Genomic DNA, 17893 nt, shown 5'->3' with positions numbered 1-17893 from the left:
GAGTGAGAGGAACCCGCACCACTATGGCGAATCCCACGGAGAAGTCCACAGACGTCTCTGCCAGCCCGTCGACCGAGACCCGGTCCAAGACGGTCGCCCGCAAGACCCGGACCGAGGAGGATCTCCTCGGTCAGCTCGAGGTTCCAGCCGACGCCTATTACGGCATCCACACCATGCGCGCGCTGGACAACTTCCAGATCTCACGCACCACGATCAACCACCTGCCGGAGTTCATCCATGGCCTCGTGCAGGTGAAGAAGGCGGCCGCCATGGCGAACCGCCAGCTGCACACCCTGCCGGCGAAGAAGCACGAGGCCATCGTGTGGGCCTGCGACCAGATCCTCTTCGAGGGCCGGTGCATGGACCAGTTCCCGCTGGACGTGTTCCAGGGTGGTGCGGGCACCTCCGTGAACATGAACGTCAACGAGGTCATCGCGAACCTGGCGCTGGAGTACCTGGGGGAGGAGAAGGGCCGCTATGACATCATCAACCCCAACGATGACGTCAACATGTCCCAGTCCACGAACGACGCCTACCCGACGGGTTTCCGCCTGGGGCTCCATGCCGCCCTCAACACCCTGATTCAGCAGGGTGAGGATCTGCAGAAGGCGTTCCGGGCGAAAGGCCGCGAGTTCCAGGACATCCTCAAGATGGGGCGCACCCAGTTGCAGGACGCCGTACCCATGACTCTGGGCGACGAGTTCAACGCCTTCGCCCACAACCTGGCCGAGGAACAGGCCGTTCTCCGCAACGCCGCCGACCGTCTCCTGGAAATCAACCTGGGCGCCACCGCGGTCGGCACCGGGGTGAACACCCCGCCGGGTTACCGCCACCAGGTCACCGCGACACTCGCTGAGGTCACCGGCCTGGAGATCAAGTCCGCGCTGGACCTCATCGAGGCGACCAGCGATACGGGCGCCTACGTCCACGCGCACTCCGGGGTCAAGCGGGCGGCGATGAAGCTGTCGAAGATCTGCAACGACCTGCGTCTGCTGTCCTCCGGCCCGCGCACCGGCCTCAATGAGATCAACCTGCCGCCGCGTCAGGCCGGTTCCTCGATCATGCCGGGCAAGGTCAACCCGGTCATCCCCGAGGTGGTCAACCAGGTCTGCTACAAGGTGTTCGGCAACGACATCACCGTGACCATGGCCGCCGAGGCCGGTCAGCTGCAGCTGAACGTCATGGAGCCGGTCATCGCCGAGTCCCTGTTCCAGTCCATCAGGATCCTGGGCAACGCCGCGACCACCCTGCGTGAGAAGTGTGTCGAAGGCATCACCGCCAACCCCGAGGTGTGCCGCGCGTTCGTGGAGAACTCGATCGGCATCGTCACCTACCTCAATCCGTTCATCGGCCACCACAACGGTGACCTGGTGGCCCGCGAGGCCGCCGAGACGGGCCGCTCCATCAAGGAGATCGTCCTGGAGCGCGGCCTCATGGACGCAGACACCCTGGACAAGGTGCTGAGCAAGGAGAACCTCATGCACCCGGTGTTTCGCGGCAAGCTCTACCTGGACGGCCAGTAGTCGGCTGAGTCCGGCCAGTCCGGAGGGGGAGCAGTACCCGTCTGTGTGGGATTCCACACAGACGGGCTTTTTTGTGCGGATTATTTAGGTGCCGGGAAGAATCAAACCCTAATGTATTTGATAGTACCTAACTATCACGCCCGAGAAAGTCTGCGCATATGCTCCTAGCCCTCCAGATCATCATCGTCCTGGGCGCCATCGTTCTCGGCGCCCGACTGGGCTCCATCGCCATCGGTTTCGCCGGTGGCCTGGGCGTCCTTCTCCTCAGCGTGACCGGTGTGCCGGTCACCGCCGAAGACATCCCCTTCGACGTCATCGGCATCATCATGTGCGTCATCGCCGCGATCTCCGCGATGCAGCGTGCCGGCGGCATGGACTACCTCGTCCACGTCGCCGAGCGTTTCCTGCGCCGCAATCCGAGGCAGATCACCCTGTGGGCCCCGGTGGTCACCTGGCTGATGACCGTCTTCGCGGGCACCGGGCACACCGCGTTCTCCACACTCCCGGTCATCATCGAGGTGGCCAAGGAGGGCGGCGTCCGTCCGTCCCGTCCCCTGTCCATCGCGGTCATCGCCTCCCAGATGGCGATCGTCGCCTCGCCGATATCCGCCGCAGTCGTGTTCATGGCCTCCGTCCTCGAACCCCTCGGTGTCAGCTACCTCACCCTGCTGGGGATCATGATCCCGGCGACGTTCCTCTCCATCTTCCCGACGGCCCTGCTCACCAACCGCATGGGCAAGGAGCTCATCGACGACCCCGTCTACCGGGACCGCCTGGCCAAGGGCCTGGTCCGCGAGCCGAAGGGCCCGGGCAACTGGCAGCCCCGGCCCGGCGCGAAGGCGTCGGTGTGGATCTTCCTCGCCGCCATCCTGGCGGTCATGGGCTACGCCACGGCCATCTCCGAGCAGGTCGGGCTCATCTCCGAGCCGACCCTGCCGCGTAACGAGGCCATCATGGCCATCATGCTCGCCGCCGCCGCCGTCATGGTCCTGACCCTCCGCATCCCGGCGGACGAGATCCTCAAGACCCAGGTGTTCCGTTCCGGCATGTCCGCCTCGATCTGTGTGCTGGGTGTCGCCTGGCTGGGCACCACCTTCATCAACCACTACATCGATGAGATCCAGGTCCTGGCCGGTGACGTCCTCTCCGCCAGCCCGTGGCTGCTCGCCGTGGTCCTCTTCTTCGCCGCCTCGCTGCTGTACTCCCAGGCCGCGACCGCCAAGGCACTCATCCCGGCTGCCCTGGCCATCGGCGTCGCCCCGCTCACCGCGGTCGCCGCCTTCCCCGCCGTGTCCGCACTGTTCGTCCTCCCCACCTACCCGACTCTGCTGGCGGCTGTGGAGATGGACGACACCGGCTCGACCCGCATCGGTAAGTTCGTCTTCGACCACCCCTTCCTCATCCCCGGCATGGTCAACATCACCCTGTCCGTCCTGCTGGCCTACGGCATCGGCGCGGTGCTCATCTGATCGATGGCGAGCCCCGTGCATCCGCGTTCACCCTCGATTGTCCCGACCATCCACAAACCTGCTCCGGAAAGTAGTCTGTTTGACATGGCCCAACCTCTCACCGACGTAGCAATTGCCCAGGCCCACACCCTCGAGCCGATCGAGGACATCGCCGCCAGGGCGGGCATTCCTCCGGAGGCCGTCATCCCCTACGGCAGGAACAAGGCCAAGGTGGACATCACCCGCCTGGCCCCCGCGCAGCGCAGGGGAAAGCTCATCCTTGTCACCGGCATCTCCCCGACGCCGGCCGGCGAGGGCAAGTCCACCGTGCTCATCGGGCTGACCGACGCCATGACGCGGCTGGGCAAGAAGGCCGCGGCAGCACTCCGGGAGCCCTCGCAGGGTCCGGTGATGGGGCTGAAGGGTGGCGCCGCGGGTGGTGGCTACTCGCAGATCGTGCCGATGGAGGAGATCAACCTTCATTTCACCGGTGACTTCCACGCGATCTCCGCGGCCACCAACACCCTGGCTGCGATCGTGGACAACCACGTCCATCAGGGCAACGTCCTGGGCATCGACTCCCGCCGGATCGTGTGGCAGCGCTGCCTCGACGTCAACGACCGTTCCCTGCGCGACATCGTCACCGGCCTGGGCGGTCCGGTGCACGGCACCCCCCGCGAGACGGGCTTCACCATCACGGCGGCGTCGGAAATCATGGCTGTCCTGTGCCTCGCCACCGACCTCGCGGACCTCAAGGAGCGCCTGAGCCGTCTGACCGTCGCCTTCACCTTCGACAACGAGCCGGTCACCGCGGGTGAACTCGGCGCCACCGGCGCTCTGGCTGCACTGATGAAGGAGGCCATCAACCCCAATCTCGTGCAGACCCTGGGCGGCACCCCCGCCTACGTCCACGGCGGCCCCTTCGCCAACATCGCGCACGGCTGCAACTCGCTGATCGCCACCCGGGTGGCCCTCCAGCATGCGGATGTGGTGCTCACGGAGGCCGGGTTCGGTTCCGACCTGGGTGCGGAGAAGTTCTTCGACATCAAGGCCCGCTACGGTGACCTGGACGTTCACGGCGCAGTGATCGTCGCGACGATCCGGTCGCTGAAGTACAACGGCGGCATGCCCCGGGAGGAACTGACCCGCGAGGACCTGCACCACCTGAAGGCCGGGGTGAAGAACCTCGCCCGCCACGTCTCCAACATCCAGCAGTTCGGCGTGACCCCGGTGGTGGCGGTCAACCTGTTCACCTCGGACACCCCGTCGGAGCGCGAGTTCATGAAGGCGTGGGCGAAGGACTTCCACGTCCCACTCGCCGAGGTCGAGGTCTGGGCGAAGGGCGGCGAAGGCGCCGAGGACCTGGCCCGCCTGGTTCTGGACAATCTCTCGAAGGAGTCGACGGAGCTCTACGACCCTTCGGAGGGCGTGGAAAAATCCATCGAGACCATCGCGAAGCGCATCTACCGCGCCGACCGCGTCGAATACTCGCCCCGGGCGCTGAAGGATCTGGCGGTGCTCAAGGAACACGGCTGGGACCGCCTGCCGGTGTGCATCTCCAAGACGCAGTACTCCTTCAGCGACGACCCCACCCGGCTGGGCACCCCGACCGGCCACACCCTGCACGTTCGTGAGCTCATTCCGCGCACCGGCGCGGGTTTCATCGTGGCACTGACCGGTGCTGTGATGACCATGCCGGGCCTGCCGAACAGGCCGGCCGCCGACGGCATCGACATCGACGTCAACGGAAAGATCTCGGGCCTGTTCTAGTGCGCCGTTGAGCCGGGCCAACCCGGATACTCCGGCGGGTTTCCGCCGAACTCGGGGCAGACGGACTGGAAGGAACACCAGCCGCACAGCTTCGACTTTGTGGGGCGGAAGCGCCCGGCCTTGCCGTCGCCCTCGATCTTCGCCCACAGGTCACCCAGATCGCGTTCGAAGTACTCGAGTTCCTCCTTGGAGGGGGTGAGGAACATCGAGTCGAGGACCTTGAGGTACATCAGACGCAGCTGGTGGGGGATCACGCCATGGAGACGCCAGTACACCAGAGCGTAGAAACGCATCTGGAACTGGGCGTCGTGGCTGTAACGGGGCAACGGCTTCTTGCCGGTCTTGTAGTCGACGACGCGGACCTCGCCGGTGGGTGCGACGTCGACGCGGTCGATGAAGCCGCGGACCGGCACGCCGTTGGGCAGGACGGTGTTGACGTACATCTCCACGGCGTGGGCGTCGAAACCCTGGGGATTCTCCATCTCGAAATAGCCGCGCAGCAGGGTGCGGCACTCGACGAGGAAGTCCATGAGCGAGTCCGAGGGCACCAGCTCGTCGAGCTCCGCGTCCTCCCCGGCCATGCGTGCCCAGTGCGGTTTGAGCTGTTTCACCGCGGCCTGATAGGTACGCTCCTCACGCGGCTGGGCGTGCATGTGCTCGAGTACCGAGTGGACCAGATTGCCCTTCACCTGGGGAACCGTCTTCGGTTCCGGCAACCGGTCGATGGCCCGGAGCCGGTAGAGCAGCGGGCACTGCCGGTAGTCAGAGGCACGGGAGGGGGACAGGGCGAGCGGGCGGGGAACGGAAGAGGTCATGATGACTGAGACCTTAACTGATTCTGCGCACCGATCCGGCACACGAGCGTCAGTCCCCGGCTGACTCGGTGTCCCGTTCCAGGGTGGCCAACACCTCCGGGTCATAGGGGGCCTTGTCACCGGGGATGTAGCGCACGGACTCCAGTTGTCCGCTGTAGGCGAAGGGTCCGTGTTCCTCGTGCAGGCCCCAGTGGACGGGACCACCGCGGTTGAGGCCGACATCGACGCCGCTGAACGGCGCGAACCCGATCAGCGCCCAGACGTCCCGCAATCTCGTCGCAGTGTCACCGTCGACGGCGACCAGGTGTTCGGCCCGGAACCCCGGGTGCAGTGTCGTGCGCAGGGTGATCCGCCGCGCGCCGGGCTCCAGCGGGCCGGCGTCGACGTCATGGAGCCGGCCGTATTCGTTGAGCACGAAGTAGAGGTGGCCGTTTCTGATGTAGAGGGCGTAACCACCGCCCTGGTCACCGTGGGCGACGAGGATCCCCTCGTCGCCGGGTGAGAATTGCAGCCGCACCTCCACCTCGAAGTTGCGCAGCGTGGTCAGTTTCGAGGAGCGGTAACGTTCCAGTTTCGGGGTTCCCGGCAACAAGGTGACGGGTTTCTCGAACTCCGCCTCTGCAGGTCTGCGCAGTGCACTCGAGAGTGAGGATCTGTCGTCCACCGGGAAGACGGTGTTGTGCCATGCCGCGTGTTCCCAGCCGGCGGCGAGTTCACGGAGTTTCCCGGGATGCTCCGCGGCGACATCGTGGAGCTCGTTGGGGTCCTCGGCCACGTGGTAGAGCTCCCAGTGGCCGTCGTCAAGAGGCACGCCCGGTTCGTGGTCGGCCACGATCTTCCAGCCCTCGCGGTAGAAGCCCCGGTTGCCTCCGAACTCCGTGTACTGCTCCGGATGTGTGCTCGGGGCGTCACGAGCGGGGAGGATGGAGGCGAAGCTGGCTCCGTCGACCTCCTTGGCAGGCAGGTTCCGACGGGTCCCGGGGTGGGGGAGTCCGGCCAGCTCCAGCAGCGTGGGGGTGAGGTCGGTGACGTACTGGTACTGGGTGCGGATGCCATCGTCGTCGGCCTCACGCGCGAGCCCCTGCGGCCAGGAGACGATCAGCGGGACTCGGATACCACCCGCATAGGTCTGCCCCTTGTAGTGGCGGAAGGGTGTGTTTGAGGCATTGGCCCAACCCTCCGGGTAGTGCGTCATCGTCCGGGGTCCGCCGATCAGGTTCGGGTCGATGTCCACGTCACGGTCGAAGTCGGCGGGAACACCCGGGAGGTGGAGGAATCGCGAGTAGTAGGAACGGGTCCCTTCGGCGCCACCCTCCGCGGTACCGCCGTTGTCGGAGGTGAAGATGATGATGGTGTTGTCCAGTTCACCGAGCTCCTCGAGGAGACCGGTGATGCGCCCCAGATTCTGGTCGACGTTGTCGACCATGGCGGCGTAGACCTCCATGTAGCGGGCGTAGCGGTCGCGGGTCAGCTCATCGAGGCTCTCCCATTCCGGGATCCTCCGGCCGAGTCGCCCCACGGCCTCCGGCAGCTGCGTGCCCTCAGGAAGAATGCCCTCCGCCAGCTGCTGTTCATACCTGGTGCGTCGGACCTCATCCCAACCCTTGCCGTAGGTTCCCCGGTACTTGGCGATGTCCTCGGGTTTCGCCCCGTGCGGGCCGTGCATCGCGGTGTGCGCGAAGTAGAGGAAGAAGGGTTTGAGGGAGTCCGAGGCGCGCAGCCCCTTGATGTACTGGAGTGCCTGATCGGTGTAGTCATCGGTCAGGTAATAGCCCTCGGGGGTGTCCTCGCGCTGGATGATCGTGTTGTCGCGGACAATCTGATTGGGGTGGAAGAAGGAGTTGAAGGCCTCCAGGGCGCCGTAGTACTGGTCGAAACCGCGTTGGATGGGCCAGGTGGACTTGTCGGCGGCGGCGTTGAGCAGCGAGTCGCGGGTCAGGTGCCATTTGCCGATGCCGTAGGTGGCGTATCCGTGGCCGCGGAGGATTTCGGGGAGGGTGGCCACGTCTTCCGCGAGTTCGAGCCGGAAACCGGGGTATCCGGGATCGGAGTTTGCCACGCTGGCGAAGCCTGCCCGGTGCGGGTTGAGGCCGGTCAGGGCTGCGGCCCGGGCGGGGGAGCACACCGGGGTGGTGTGGTAGTTGGTCAGGCGGAAACCCGTCTCCGCCAGGCGGGCGAGGTGGGGGGTGTCGATCTCGGCGCCGAAGGGGCTGATGTCGCTGTAGCCCATGTCGTCGAGAAGCACCAGGACAATGTTCGGGGAGCCTTCCGGGGCACGGCGTTCGGCGGGCCAGGCGGGGATCGAGTCCGCGAAGGTGCGGCCGATGGTGCCGCCGAAGTCCTCGTAACCGCGGGCGTGGGGAGGGATGGTGGAGTCTGTCATGGGTGATTCCTGTGTCAGGTGAGGGCGAGGGCAGGCAGGCGAGGGGCAGGTACGGCGTCCAGCAGCCGGCGTGTGTAGTCGGTGGTGGGGGAGCCGTAGACGGTGGAGGTGTCGTCGTACTCGAGGATTTCCCCGTGACGCAGGACGGCGACCTTGTCGGCGACCTGTCCGATGACGGCCAGGTCGTGGCTGATGAAGATCGCGGCGAATCCGAGTTCCGCCTGGAGCCGCCGGAACAGGTCGATGACCTCGGCCTGCACGGAGACGTCGAGGGCGCTGGTGGGTTCGTCCGCGACGATCAACCTCGGCGTGAGCGCCAGGGCCCTGGCGATGGCCACGCGCTGGCGTTGGCCACCGGACAGTTCGTCGGGGTACCGCCGGGCGAAGGAGACGGGGAGCGAGACGGCGTGGAGAAGCTCGGTGACCCGTCGACCGCGGGCCGCCCGGTCGCCGATGCGGTGGACGTCGAGGGGCTCACGGATGGAGTCGGCGATGGTGCGACGTGGGTTGAGCGAGGCCGCCGGATCCTGCGGGATGAACGCGAGCTCCCGCCGCAGGCGCCGGAGTTCGCCCCGGGACAGGCCGTGCAGGTCGCGTCCGTCGAGCCGCACCATGCCGGTGCCGGGTGCGATGAGACCGGTGACGACCCGGCCGAGAGTCGTCTTGCCGGAGCCGGATTCACCGACCACCCCGAGCACCTCGCCCCGCCGGACGGACAGCGTCACGCCCCGGAGCGCCTGGAACGGTGGGGTGCCGCCGGCCGCGGGGTAGGTCACCGCGACGTTCTCGACAGTCAGGTGGATGTCGCTTTCCGACGCCGCCGCGCCGGGCCCCGCAGGCGCCGTGCGGTCGAGGGTGGGGACGGCGTCGAGAAGCTGCCGGGTGTAGGGGTGCTGCGGGTCGGTGAAGAGGGCGGCGGTGGTGTCGGTCTCCAGGACGCGGCCCTCGCGAAGGACCGCGACCCGGTCGGCGTACTGCGCCACGACGCCCATGTTGTGGGTGATGAGCAGGACGCCGGTGCCCCGACGGGAGCTGATGCTCCTGAGCAGGCTGAGGATCTCCTCCTGCACGGTGACGTCGAGGGCGGTGGTGGGCTCATCGGCGATGAGAAGCTCCGGATCATTGGCCAGGGCCAGGGCGATGGCCACGCGTTGTTTCTGACCGCCGGAGAGCTGGTGCGGATACTTGCCCACCAACGATGCCGGGTCGGGCAGCTCGACCTGTGTCAGCAGCTCGATGGCGTGCTCCTCGACCTCGAGAGAGGGGGCCGAGCGGTGCGCGCGGATGGCCTCGCCGATCTGCCAGCCGATCCGCTTCACCGGGTTGAGCGCCGACTGGGGGTCCTGGAAGACCAGGGCGATGGAACGCCCGCGGTGGGCGTCGAGGACGGATTCCTGCGCACCGAGCAGCTCGAGGCCGTGGAACTTCACCGAGCCGGTGGCGGTGGCCCCCGGCGGCAGCAGACCGATCGCCGCACGGGCGGTCATCGATTTCCCGGAACCGGATTCGCCGACGAGGGCGAGCATCTCACCGGCGTGGACGTCCAGGTCGATCTTCTCGACAGCGGGTCGGGGCTGGGCGAAGGTGATGTGCAGGTCACGGATGGACAGAAGCGGAGGGGCCATGAGGGGGATTCCTTACCTGGGTCAGCGGATGCGGCGGGACAGTGACTGGGAGATGAGCATGAGACCGAGGGTGAGGGCGATGACGACCACCAACGGGCCGACGGCGAAGAACGGGGCGTGGAAGGCGTACCTGGCGCCCTCGTTGATCAGCGAACCCAGGGAGGGCGTCGGCGGGGCGATGCCGAGGCCGAGAAAGCTCAGGGCACCTTCGATGAAGACGCCGACCGCCATGGCGATGGTGAGTTGGACCAGGAGGGGGTCGATGCTGTTGGGCAGCAGGTGCCGGCGCAGCACCCACAGCCGACCGGCGCCGACGACGGTGGCGGAGTCGACGTAGGGCAGTTCGCGGACCCGGAGTGCCTGGGTACGCATGAGTCGTCCGAACACGGGGATCTCCGCGAGCACCACGACGAGGAAGACGGTTCCCGGGCCCGCCCCGAGGATGACCGTCAGGGCGATGCCCAGGATGATCGTGGGGAAGGCGAGCATGAGATCGAAGAGGCGTTGTACCACGGTGTCGGTGTGTCGCCAGGTGGCGGACGCCAGGCCGAGCAGACTGCCGACGACGGCGCCGACCGGCACGGCCACGAACGTGATGACCAGGTTGATGCGGATGCCGTGGAGGGTGCGGGAGAGGATGTCCCGGTTGACGGCGTCGGTGCCCAGCCAGTGCCCGGGTGAGGGGCCGAGAAGGTTCGCGCCGGGGATCTGCTCCAGCGGGGAGTAGGGGGCGAGGAGGGGGCCGAGGAGTCCCAGCAGGATCACCGCGGAGACGAGCAGGGCGCCCACCAGGCCGCGCCCGTGGCTGAGGGCATGCAGGTATGCGTTGCGGGAGTCGGTGTTCCCGGAGGCCGTGGTGGTCATGTGTGGGCTCCGATCCGGAGGCGGGGGTCGAGGCGGGCGTGGATGAGGTCGGTGATGACCTGGATGGTGACGAAGAGCGCGACGGACAGCAGCAGCAGAACCTGCACCAGCGGGTAGTCACGTCCTGTGATCGCCTGCTGTGTGAGCAGACCCAACCCCGGCCAGGCGAAGAGCGCCTCGACGATGACTGCACCCCCCAGCAGGTGACCGATCTGCAGGCCGAGCACGGTGATGGCCGGGGGCAGTGCGTTCGGCAGCACCTGAGTGAGCAGGATGCGCCTGCGCGGGATGCCCAGCGCCCGGGCGGTGGTGACGTAGGAGGAGGTGAGTTCGCGGGTGATGGCGTCGTTGAGGAACCGGGTGAGCGAGGCCGCGACCGGCAGCGCCAGCACCACGGCCGGGAGGATGAGGTACTGCAGGGTGACGTCCGGCCGGGAGAACAGGCCCTCCCGCGGAAGCCCTCCTGCGGGCAGTAGCGCCAGGAGCACGCCGAAGACGAGGAGCAGGACTGTGCCGGTGACGAAGTTGGGCACGGCGACGGCGATGGTGGTGAGGGCGTCGGAGAGGCTCTTCACCCACCGTTTGTCGCTGAGTTCCGCGCCGACGCTCAGCACCAGCGCGAGCACGACGGCGAGCAGGAGGGCGGCACCGGTGAGGATGACGGTGTTGAGGGCGGCGTCGGCAAGCAGATCAGCGATGACCCCTCCGATCACCAGTGATCGCCCCGGATCGAGGGTGAGGATTCCGGCGATCCAGGTGAAGTACTGGCTGATGGCCGGCCGGTTGAGACCCAGTTCATCGCGTATGGCGGCGACGGCCTCGGGGGAGGCGTCGACACCGGCGAGTGACTCGGCAGGATCCCCCGGTATGAGGCGGATGAGGGAGAAGATGAGGATCGACCCGACGAGGAGGACCCCGAGCGCCGAGGAGGCCCGGCGGAGCAGGAAATGATTCATGATGATCCTTGGTCGTCCGGTTGCTACCCAGTGAAATAGGCGTCTGAGAGGTCGTAGAGACCGCGCTTGTTCCACTTGACGTCGTGGAGGCTGCCCGTGGTGAGCAGCTCGGTGTCCACGACGGAGAGTTCGATGAGGAAATTGTGGTCGAGCAGATCCCGGTTGAGGGCGGCATAGGCATCGCGGGCCTCCGGGCTGTCCGGGTCGGAGGTCCGCCAGGACTCGGTGGCATGGCGGGAGTAGCCCTCGTCGCGGAAGTTGGAGGCGTTCTTCTCGGAGTTGAAGGGGAAGGCCGCGATCACCAGCGTCGACGGGTTGTACTGGGCGAAGGTGTGCCCGTAAATCCACAGACCCGGGTAGGTGCCGTTGATCAGGTGGCTGAGGTTGGCGGCGGGATCGAGGGGTTCAATCCTGGTCCTGACCCCGATCTCCGCCAGGTTGTCCGCGACTATTTCGGCGACGGATGAGTACGTGAGGCTCCCGGAGGGGATGGTCAGCGGGATCTCCGGGATCTCCCCGACGTCCTCGACGAGTGCCTCCGCTGCCGCCAGGTCACGGGAGGGGAGCTCGGCGGCCGGGTCGTGGGCGGGGGAATAATCGGGCCACGGCAGGGAGGAGGCGCGGGCACGGCCGCGGTAGACCTCCTCGAGGATGCGCTCACGGTCGACGGCGAGCGAGATCGCCTCACGCAGGCGCGGGTCCTCCAGCCCCGGGGCGGTGACATTGGCCCCGATGTAGGTGACGTTGGACGTCCCCTCCAGAGAGACGACGTTGAAGGCCGGGTCGTCCCCGAGCGCCTCGACGTCGCGTGGCTGCGCGGAGATGAGGTCGAGCTGGCCGGCCCGCAGCTGCGAGACCTGCGTCTGGGGGTCCGGAACCACCGCAACCTCGACGCCGTCCACCTTGGGGGCCCCGTCCCAGTAGTCCGGGTTCGCCTCGTAGGAGGTGTGCGCGCCGGGTTTCCACTCCTCGAAACGGAAGGGGCCGGTGCCGTTGTAGTGCTCGCCGGCCCGGAGCTGTTCTACGGTGTTCCGGTCGATGACGGGGACGTTCTCGAACAGGTCGAAGAGATTGTTCACCGGGTGAGCCAACTGCAGGGTGATGCGGTGGGGGTCGGAGCTGTCATAGGAGGTGATCGCCTGGGCCACCCGGAACAACTGGCCGGCGTAGGCCGGGTTGGAGTAGTTGACCAGGCTGAACTCCACGTCCTGCGAGGTGAAGGGGCGGCCGTCGTGGAAGGTGACGTCCTCGCGCAGGTTGAGGGTGACCGTACGGCCGTCCTCGGCCACCGTCCACGAGGTGGCCAGCCGGGGCTGGGGTTCCAGGTTGTCCGGCCGGTAGCTGGTCAGCGTGTCGTAGACCAGGCCGGTATGGGTGACCAGGCCGGAGTAGAAGGCCTGGGGGTTGAGGTCCTGGGCGGCGCCGATGCGGATCGTGCCGCCGCCGTCGGCGGCAGTTTCCGCGGCCTGCTGGCTCACGGCTGAGGTGCAGGAGCTGAGGACAAGGGTGCTCAGGAGGGCGGTGACGCCGGCCAGTACGCGGTTCTTCGTGGTCATGGGTAGTTCCTTTGTCGGGTGGGGCATCCACAGGGCGTCAGCCCGCGCCCGCCCCGTGATGAGGCGTGCACAGGCTGGGCGGTGCCGGAGGGCGTCGGAGGCGGGGCTCAGGCGTGGGAGGGCACGGCGGCGATATCGCCGTGGAAGTCCTGGATGGGACGGGGCTCCTCGATCGGTGAGTAGTGGGAGGCGTCACCGAGCAGGGAGCGTGACTTCTCGCCGTGGACGGAGGTCGGGACGGCTCCGGCGAGGGTGACGCGGCGGACGACACGGGCCTGTTCGCCGAAGTCGGCGAAACCGTAGTGCTGGGTGGCGTGGTTGTCCCAGATCACGAGGTCTCCCTCGGACCACTGCCAGCGGAAGGTGTTGTCCGGCTTGAGGATGCGCTCCTGGAGGATGCGGAACAGTTCGGAGGACTCGTAGGGGCGCAGGCCGGGGAACTCCCTGACGAAGTGTCCGAGCAGCAGTGCGCGCTCGCCGGTCTCCGGGTGGACGTGCACGACCGGGTGCTCGGTCTCGTAGTAGGTGCTCACGAACTCCTTGTGGTAGTCATCTCCACGCACGCCGGGCTCGATTCCCGCGGAGGCGTAGTCGTATTCGTTGGAGTGCAGTGCCCAGAGATTGTCGGCGAGGATGCGCAGCGGCTCGGGCAGCCCGTTGTAGGCGGCGACGGTGTTGGCCCACTGGGTGGCGCCGCCGTAGGAGGGGATGACGGGGGAGCGCAGGATGGAGGCCTTCGGGATGCGGTCGACGAAGGAGACGTCGGTGTGCCAGGAGTTGGCGGCGCCTTCGATGGAGAGGTGGTCGACCCCGCGGGAGGTGACCGTCGGGTGGGCGAGGGTGGGGATGCCCAGACGCTCGGCGAAGGCGTACTGGATGTCGTCGTCGACGTGGTGCTGATTACGGAAGCCGACGACCTTGTGGGTGGCCAGGGCGGTACGGATGTACTCGACCTCGGCGTCGGAGAGGTCGCCGGAGAGGTGGATGCCCTCGATGAGGGCGCCGATGTTGTGCCCCAGGCGGGTGGTGGTGATGGTGCTGAGCGAGGTGGTCATGGCCGTATGCCTTTCAGGAGATGTCGATGAACCGGTCGGTCCAGCAATTTCTGATCAAAGCGAACCAAGCGGTCTGTTTCGATCTGGTGACCAGTTAAGCCCGCGACCCACCGACGGCTCAACGGAATGTTTCATCCTGAATGAATCGAACCCCGACCTGGGTTTCTGCTTAGGTGGAGGCATGAACCAGACGCTCGACCTGATCAAATTCATCACCGCCAGCCCCAGCTCCTTCCACGCCGCACGCGTGGTCGCCGACAGGCTCATCGCCGCCGGATTCTCGCCGCAGGACGAGACCTCCCCCTGGGACGCCACCCCGGGCGGGCACGTCATGGTGAGAGGGGGAGCGGTGATGGCGTGGTGGGTACCGGAGGACGCCACCCCGGACGCCGGCTTCCGGATCATCGGCTCACACACCGATTCCCCCGGCTTCACCCTCAAGCCCGCCCCGGAGCTGGTCAACTCCGGTTGGGCACAGGCCGGCGTGGAGGTCTACGGCGGACCGATCCTGGCCTCCTGGCTGGACCGCGAGCTCACCTTCGCCGGCCGGGTCGTGCTCGGCGACGGCTCGGTCCGCCTCGTCTCCACCGGCCCGATCGCCCGGATCCCGCACCTCGCCGTCCACCTGGACCGTTCGAAGGAGCTGACCCTGGACCGGCAGCTGCACATGCAGCCGATCATCGGGGTGGCCGGGGACGGGGCGCCGTCGGTGCTGGACGTGGTGGCGTCACGGGCGGGCGTCGACAAGCACGACATCGACGGCTTCGAGCTGATCACCAGCGACACCCAGCCGGGGCAGATCTTCGGCGCGGACGGCGAACTCATCGCCGCGGGGAGGATGGACAACCTCACCTCGGTGCACGCCTCGCTGCTGGCGCTGCTGCGCGCGATCGGGTCCGGCGACACCGGACCGGACATCCTCGTGCTCGCCGCCTTCGACCACGAGGAGGTCGGTTCCGCGACCACGACCGGCGCCGCAGGGCCGATCCTCGAGGACGTGCTCACCCGCACCGCTCATGCCCTCGGAGCAGACGGGGACGGGCTGCGCCGCATGTACGCCCGCTCCAGCTGCGTGTCCGCGGACGCCGCGCACTCCGTGCACCCCAACCACGCCGCCAGGCACGACCCCGACCACCACCCGCTGATCAACGGCGGACCGGTGCTCAAGATCAACGCCAACCAGCGCTACGCCTCCAACGCCGAGACCGTCGCCCGGTGGCGCCGCGCCTGCCGGGCGGCCGGGGTGCCCAGCCAGACCTTCGTGGGCAACAACTCCGTACCCTGCGGTTCAACGATCGGCCCGATCACCGCGACCCGTCTGGGCATCGCCACGGTGGACGTGGGCGTGCCCCTGCTGTCCATGCACTCGGCCCGGGAGCTGGCGGGAGTGTCGGACCAGGTGTGGTTCGTGGACGCCCTTGAGGCATACTTGATCAATCGTTGATCCACCCCGCAAGGAGCACCCCTTGGCCAATTCCGGCCCCTTCCAGTACGGCGACCGCGTCCAGCTCACCGACGCCAAGCGCAGGCACTTCACCATCATCCTGACCCCGGGGGAGAAGTTCCACACCCACAAGGGTCTCATCCTCCACGACGACATCATCGGAATGGACGAAGGATCGGTCGTCCGCTCCTCCCTGGGTTCGGACTACCTGCTCTTCCGGCACCTCATGGTCGACCACGTCCTGTCCATGCCCCGCGGTGCGGCCGTGATCTACCCGAAGGACTCCGCCCAGATCCTCATCGAGGGAGACATCTTCCCCGGCGCGCGGGTCCTGGAGGCCGGCGCCGGTTCCGGCGCACTGTCGATGGCGCTGCTGCGCGCCATCGGCCCCACCGGCAAGCTCATCTCCTACGAGATCCGCGAGGACCACCTCGACTTCGCCGAATCCAACGTCGACGAATTCTTCGGCGGACGCCCCGCGACGTGGGACCCCCGCCTGGGTGACCTCACCCAGGTCACGGTCGATGACCTCGGCGGCCCCGTCGACCGCGTCATCCTGGACATGGTCGAGCCGTGGGAGTGCCTGGACGTGGTACGCAACACCCTCATCCCGGGTGGCGTGTTCATGACCTACGTGGCCACCGTCCCGCAGCTGATGAAGGTCATGGAGGGCATCCGCGAGCAGCAGTGCTTCACGGAGCCGAAGGCCTGGGAGTCACTCGTGCGTGAGTGGAAGGTGGAGGGGCTGGCCACCCGCCCGGAACACCGGATGAACGCCCACACCGCGTTCCTCGTCTGGGCCCGCCGGCTCGCCGACGGCGTCATGCCGCCGCGCCCCCAGCGCCGCGCCCGCAAGTAAGTCCGGCAGCCCATACCGCCAGAGGTATCCCTGGCAATAGCCCGGGGATGGACTGCAGGGACGGTGGCGGGGGTTACAGTTGAGGCATGGACAGCTCCCAGACCACGGACCCCACCGGCCTCAGGCGTGAGATCCAGACGCTGAGCAGCCGCAACGCCAAACTGTCGCAGCTGCTCAAGGCATCCCGGGACAGGCTCAAGGACCTCTCCGCCCAGGTCGACGCCCTGGCGGAGCCCGCCTCCACCTACGGCGTCCACCTCGGGGACAGCGACAACGGACGCGACGCCGAGGTCTACACCTCCGGACGCCGCATGCGCCTGAAGGTGTCCCCGCACGTCGACCGGGCGCAGCTTGTGCCCGGCACGCTGGTGCGCCTGGGCGACGGCTCCATCGTGGTCGAAACCTGCGGCTTCCCGGACACCGGCGAACTCGGGATGCTCACCGAGCGCATGGACGACAACCGCGCCCTGGTGGCCAACTCCACCGGCGAGGAGAAGCTGGTGCGCCTGGCCACGCCACTGCGCGGGACCGCGCGCGCCGGGGACACCCTGCTCGTGGACACCCGGGCCGGGGTGGCACTGGAACGCATCCCCAAGACGGAGGTCTCCCAGCTGTCGCTGGAGGAGGTCCCGGACGTCACCTACGCCGACATCGGTGGCCTGGACGAGCAGATCGACCAGATCCGGGACGCCGTCGAGCTGCCGTTCTCCCACCCGGACCTCTACCGCCACTACCAGCTCAGCCCGCCGAAGGGCGTGCTCCTGTACGGCCCGCCCGGCTGCGGCAAGACGTTGATCGCGAAGGCGGTGGCCAACTCCCTGTCCGCGCGGGTCGGCGACGGCTCAGCCAGCTACTTCCTCAATGTCAAGGGTCCGGAGCTGCTGAACAAGTTCGTCGGCGAAACCGAGCGCCGCATCCGGCTGATCTTCGAGCGCGCCCGGGAGCTCTCGGAGGAGGGGCGCCCCGTCATCATCTTCTTCGACGAGATGGAGTCGATCTTCCGCACCCGCGGCTCCGGCGTCTCCTCCGACATGGAGACCACCATTGTCCCGCAGCTGCTCACCGAGATGGACGGCGTGGAGAACCTCGCCAACGTCATCATCATCGGCGCCACCAACCGGGAGGAGCTCATCGACCCCGCGCTGTTGCGCCCGGGGCGTCTGGACGTCAAGATCCGCGTGCAGCGGCCCACCCTGGACGGCGCACGGGACATCTTCGCCCGCCACCTCACCGACCGGGTGCCGCATGCGGTGCCGGTGGCGGAGCTGATCGAGGCGGGCGTCGAGAAGCTCTATGAGCCGCGACCGTACGTGGAGCTCACCCTCGTCGACGGGGAGATCGAGCTCCTGGACTACTCGGACTTCGTCTCCGGCGCGATGATCGCCAACATCGTCGACCGCGCGAAGAAGCTGGCCATCAAGGACCATCTCGCGGGGGTCAGCGAGGCGGGTGTGACCGTCGCGCACATCCGGGAGGCGGTCGCCACCGAGCAGAACGAGAGCGAGGACCTGCCCAACACCGCGAACCCGGATGAATGGTCGCGGATCGCGGGGCGCCACGGAAAGCGCGTCCTCCAGGCACGAGTGATTGGTTAG

13 protein-coding genes are annotated in these 17893 nt (G+C 67.4%); 6 read left to right on the top strand and 7 right to left on the bottom strand.

Annotated elements, in window-relative coordinates:
* Positions 1-23: 23 nt before the first annotated feature.
* From aspA to CETAM_RS06700, 3 genes are all read left to right on the top strand, one after another.
* Entirely contained in the window at positions 24-1523 is a 1500-nt protein-coding gene (aspA, locus tag CETAM_RS06710) for an aspartate ammonia-lyase (protein WP_156228150.1), read from the top strand.
* Positions 1524-1681: 158 nt separating this feature from the next.
* Positions 1682-2992 (top strand): anaerobic C4-dicarboxylate transporter, encoded by a 1311-nt coding sequence (locus CETAM_RS06705; RefSeq protein ID WP_156228149.1) that lies wholly within the window; start codon positions 1682-1684, stop codon positions 2990-2992.
* Between the two features lie 84 nt (positions 2993-3076).
* Complete coding sequence (locus CETAM_RS06700) at positions 3077-4741, top strand: formate--tetrahydrofolate ligase (protein ID WP_156228148.1); 1665 nt, start codon at positions 3077-3079, stop codon at positions 4739-4741.
* Here the strand turns inward: CETAM_RS06700 and CETAM_RS06695 are convergent.
* The 7 genes from CETAM_RS06695 to CETAM_RS06665 form a co-directional block, all read right to left on the bottom strand.
* Entirely contained in the window at positions 4738-5556 is an 819-nt protein-coding gene (locus CETAM_RS06695) for a RecB family exonuclease (RefSeq protein WP_156228147.1), read from the bottom strand. The genes CETAM_RS06700 and CETAM_RS06695 overlap by 4 nt on opposite strands.
* A gap of 49 nt (positions 5557-5605) precedes the next feature.
* A complete protein-coding gene (locus CETAM_RS06690) occupies positions 5606-7939 on the bottom strand; it encodes an arylsulfatase (RefSeq protein ID WP_156228146.1) in 2334 nt (777 codons plus the stop codon).
* Between the two features lie 14 nt (positions 7940-7953).
* Positions 7954-9564, bottom strand: a complete 1611-nt coding sequence (locus tag CETAM_RS06685; RefSeq protein ID WP_156228145.1) for a dipeptide ABC transporter ATP-binding protein — start codon at positions 9562-9564, stop codon at positions 7954-7956.
* A gap of 21 nt (positions 9565-9585) precedes the next feature.
* The gene (locus CETAM_RS06680) at positions 9586-10428 is read right to left on the bottom strand and encodes an ABC transporter permease (protein ID WP_156228144.1); all 843 of its coding nucleotides are present in this window, start codon (positions 10426-10428) and stop codon (positions 9586-9588) included.
* The gene (locus CETAM_RS06675; RefSeq protein ID WP_156228143.1) at positions 10425-11384 is read right to left on the bottom strand and encodes an ABC transporter permease; all 960 of its coding nucleotides are present in this window, start codon (positions 11382-11384) and stop codon (positions 10425-10427) included. The genes CETAM_RS06680 and CETAM_RS06675 overlap by 4 nt, the downstream gene beginning before the upstream one ends.
* A gap of 23 nt (positions 11385-11407) precedes the next feature.
* On the bottom strand, positions 11408-12940 hold the full coding sequence (locus tag CETAM_RS06670; RefSeq protein WP_156228141.1) for an ABC transporter substrate-binding protein: 1533 nt from the start codon (positions 12938-12940) through the stop codon (positions 11408-11410).
* A 107-nt stretch (positions 12941-13047) separates the two neighbouring features.
* Positions 13048-13995 carry a TauD/TfdA dioxygenase family protein gene (locus tag CETAM_RS06665; protein WP_156228140.1) on the bottom strand — a complete coding sequence of 316 codons (948 nt, stop codon included), beginning with the start codon at positions 13993-13995 and terminating at the stop codon, positions 13048-13050.
* Between the two features lie 181 nt (positions 13996-14176).
* Here CETAM_RS06665 and CETAM_RS06660 point away from each other — a divergent pair, with 181 nt between their 5' ends.
* The 3 genes from CETAM_RS06660 to arc all read left to right on the top strand — a co-directional run bounded on the left by CETAM_RS06660 (position 14177) and on the right by arc (position 17893).
* Positions 14177-15439: a M18 family aminopeptidase gene (locus CETAM_RS06660; protein ID WP_156228139.1), complete on the top strand. Its 1263-nt coding sequence runs from the start codon at positions 14177-14179 to the stop codon at positions 15437-15439.
* 22 nt (positions 15440-15461) lie between these two features.
* Positions 15462-16298 carry a tRNA (adenine-N1)-methyltransferase gene (locus tag CETAM_RS06655; RefSeq protein ID WP_156228138.1) on the top strand — a complete coding sequence of 279 codons (837 nt, stop codon included), beginning with the start codon at positions 15462-15464 and terminating at the stop codon, positions 16296-16298.
* Positions 16299-16384: 86 nt separating this feature from the next.
* Complete coding sequence (gene arc, locus CETAM_RS06650; RefSeq protein ID WP_156228137.1) at positions 16385-17893, top strand: proteasome ATPase; 1509 nt, start codon at positions 16385-16387, stop codon at positions 17891-17893.

This window comes from Corynebacterium comes (assembly GCF_009734405.1).
Lineage (GTDB): Bacteria > Actinomycetota > Actinomycetes > Mycobacteriales > Mycobacteriaceae > Corynebacterium > Corynebacterium comes.
The sequence above is the reverse complement of the archived record's forward strand: the minus strand, read 5'-3'. Positions and strand labels throughout refer to the sequence as shown.

What these genes read in the sequence shown, in the direction of transcription:
- aspA (WP_156228150.1), top strand. Translation starts at nt 24, where the DNA reads ATGGCGAATCCCACGGAGAAGTCCACAGACGTCTCTGCCAGCCCGTCG.
- CETAM_RS06705 (WP_156228149.1), top strand. Translation starts at nt 1,682, where the DNA reads ATGCTCCTAGCCCTCCAGATCATCATCGTCCTGGGCGCCATCGTTCTC.
- CETAM_RS06700 (WP_156228148.1), top strand. Translation starts at nt 3,077, where the DNA reads ATGGCCCAACCTCTCACCGACGTAGCAATTGCCCAGGCCCACACCCTC.
- CETAM_RS06695 (WP_156228147.1), bottom strand. Translation starts at nt 5,556, where the DNA reads ATGACCTCTTCCGTTCCCCGCCCGCTCGCCCTGTCCCCCTCCCGTGCC.
- CETAM_RS06690 (WP_156228146.1), bottom strand. Translation starts at nt 7,939, where the DNA reads ATGACAGACTCCACCATCCCTCCCCACGCCCGCGGTTACGAGGACTTC.
- CETAM_RS06685 (WP_156228145.1), bottom strand. Translation starts at nt 9,564, where the DNA reads ATGGCCCCTCCGCTTCTGTCCATCCGTGACCTGCACATCACCTTCGCC.
- CETAM_RS06680 (WP_156228144.1), bottom strand. Translation starts at nt 10,428, where the DNA reads ATGACCACCACGGCCTCCGGGAACACCGACTCCCGCAACGCATACCTG.
- CETAM_RS06675 (WP_156228143.1), bottom strand. Translation starts at nt 11,384, where the DNA reads ATGAATCATTTCCTGCTCCGCCGGGCCTCCTCGGCGCTCGGGGTCCTC.
- CETAM_RS06670 (WP_156228141.1), bottom strand. Translation starts at nt 12,940, where the DNA reads ATGACCACGAAGAACCGCGTACTGGCCGGCGTCACCGCCCTCCTGAGC.
- CETAM_RS06665 (WP_156228140.1), bottom strand. Translation starts at nt 13,995, where the DNA reads ATGACCACCTCGCTCAGCACCATCACCACCACCCGCCTGGGGCACAAC.
- CETAM_RS06660 (WP_156228139.1), top strand. Translation starts at nt 14,177, where the DNA reads ATGAACCAGACGCTCGACCTGATCAAATTCATCACCGCCAGCCCCAGC.
- arc (WP_156228137.1), top strand. Translation starts at nt 16,385, where the DNA reads ATGGACAGCTCCCAGACCACGGACCCCACCGGCCTCAGGCGTGAGATC.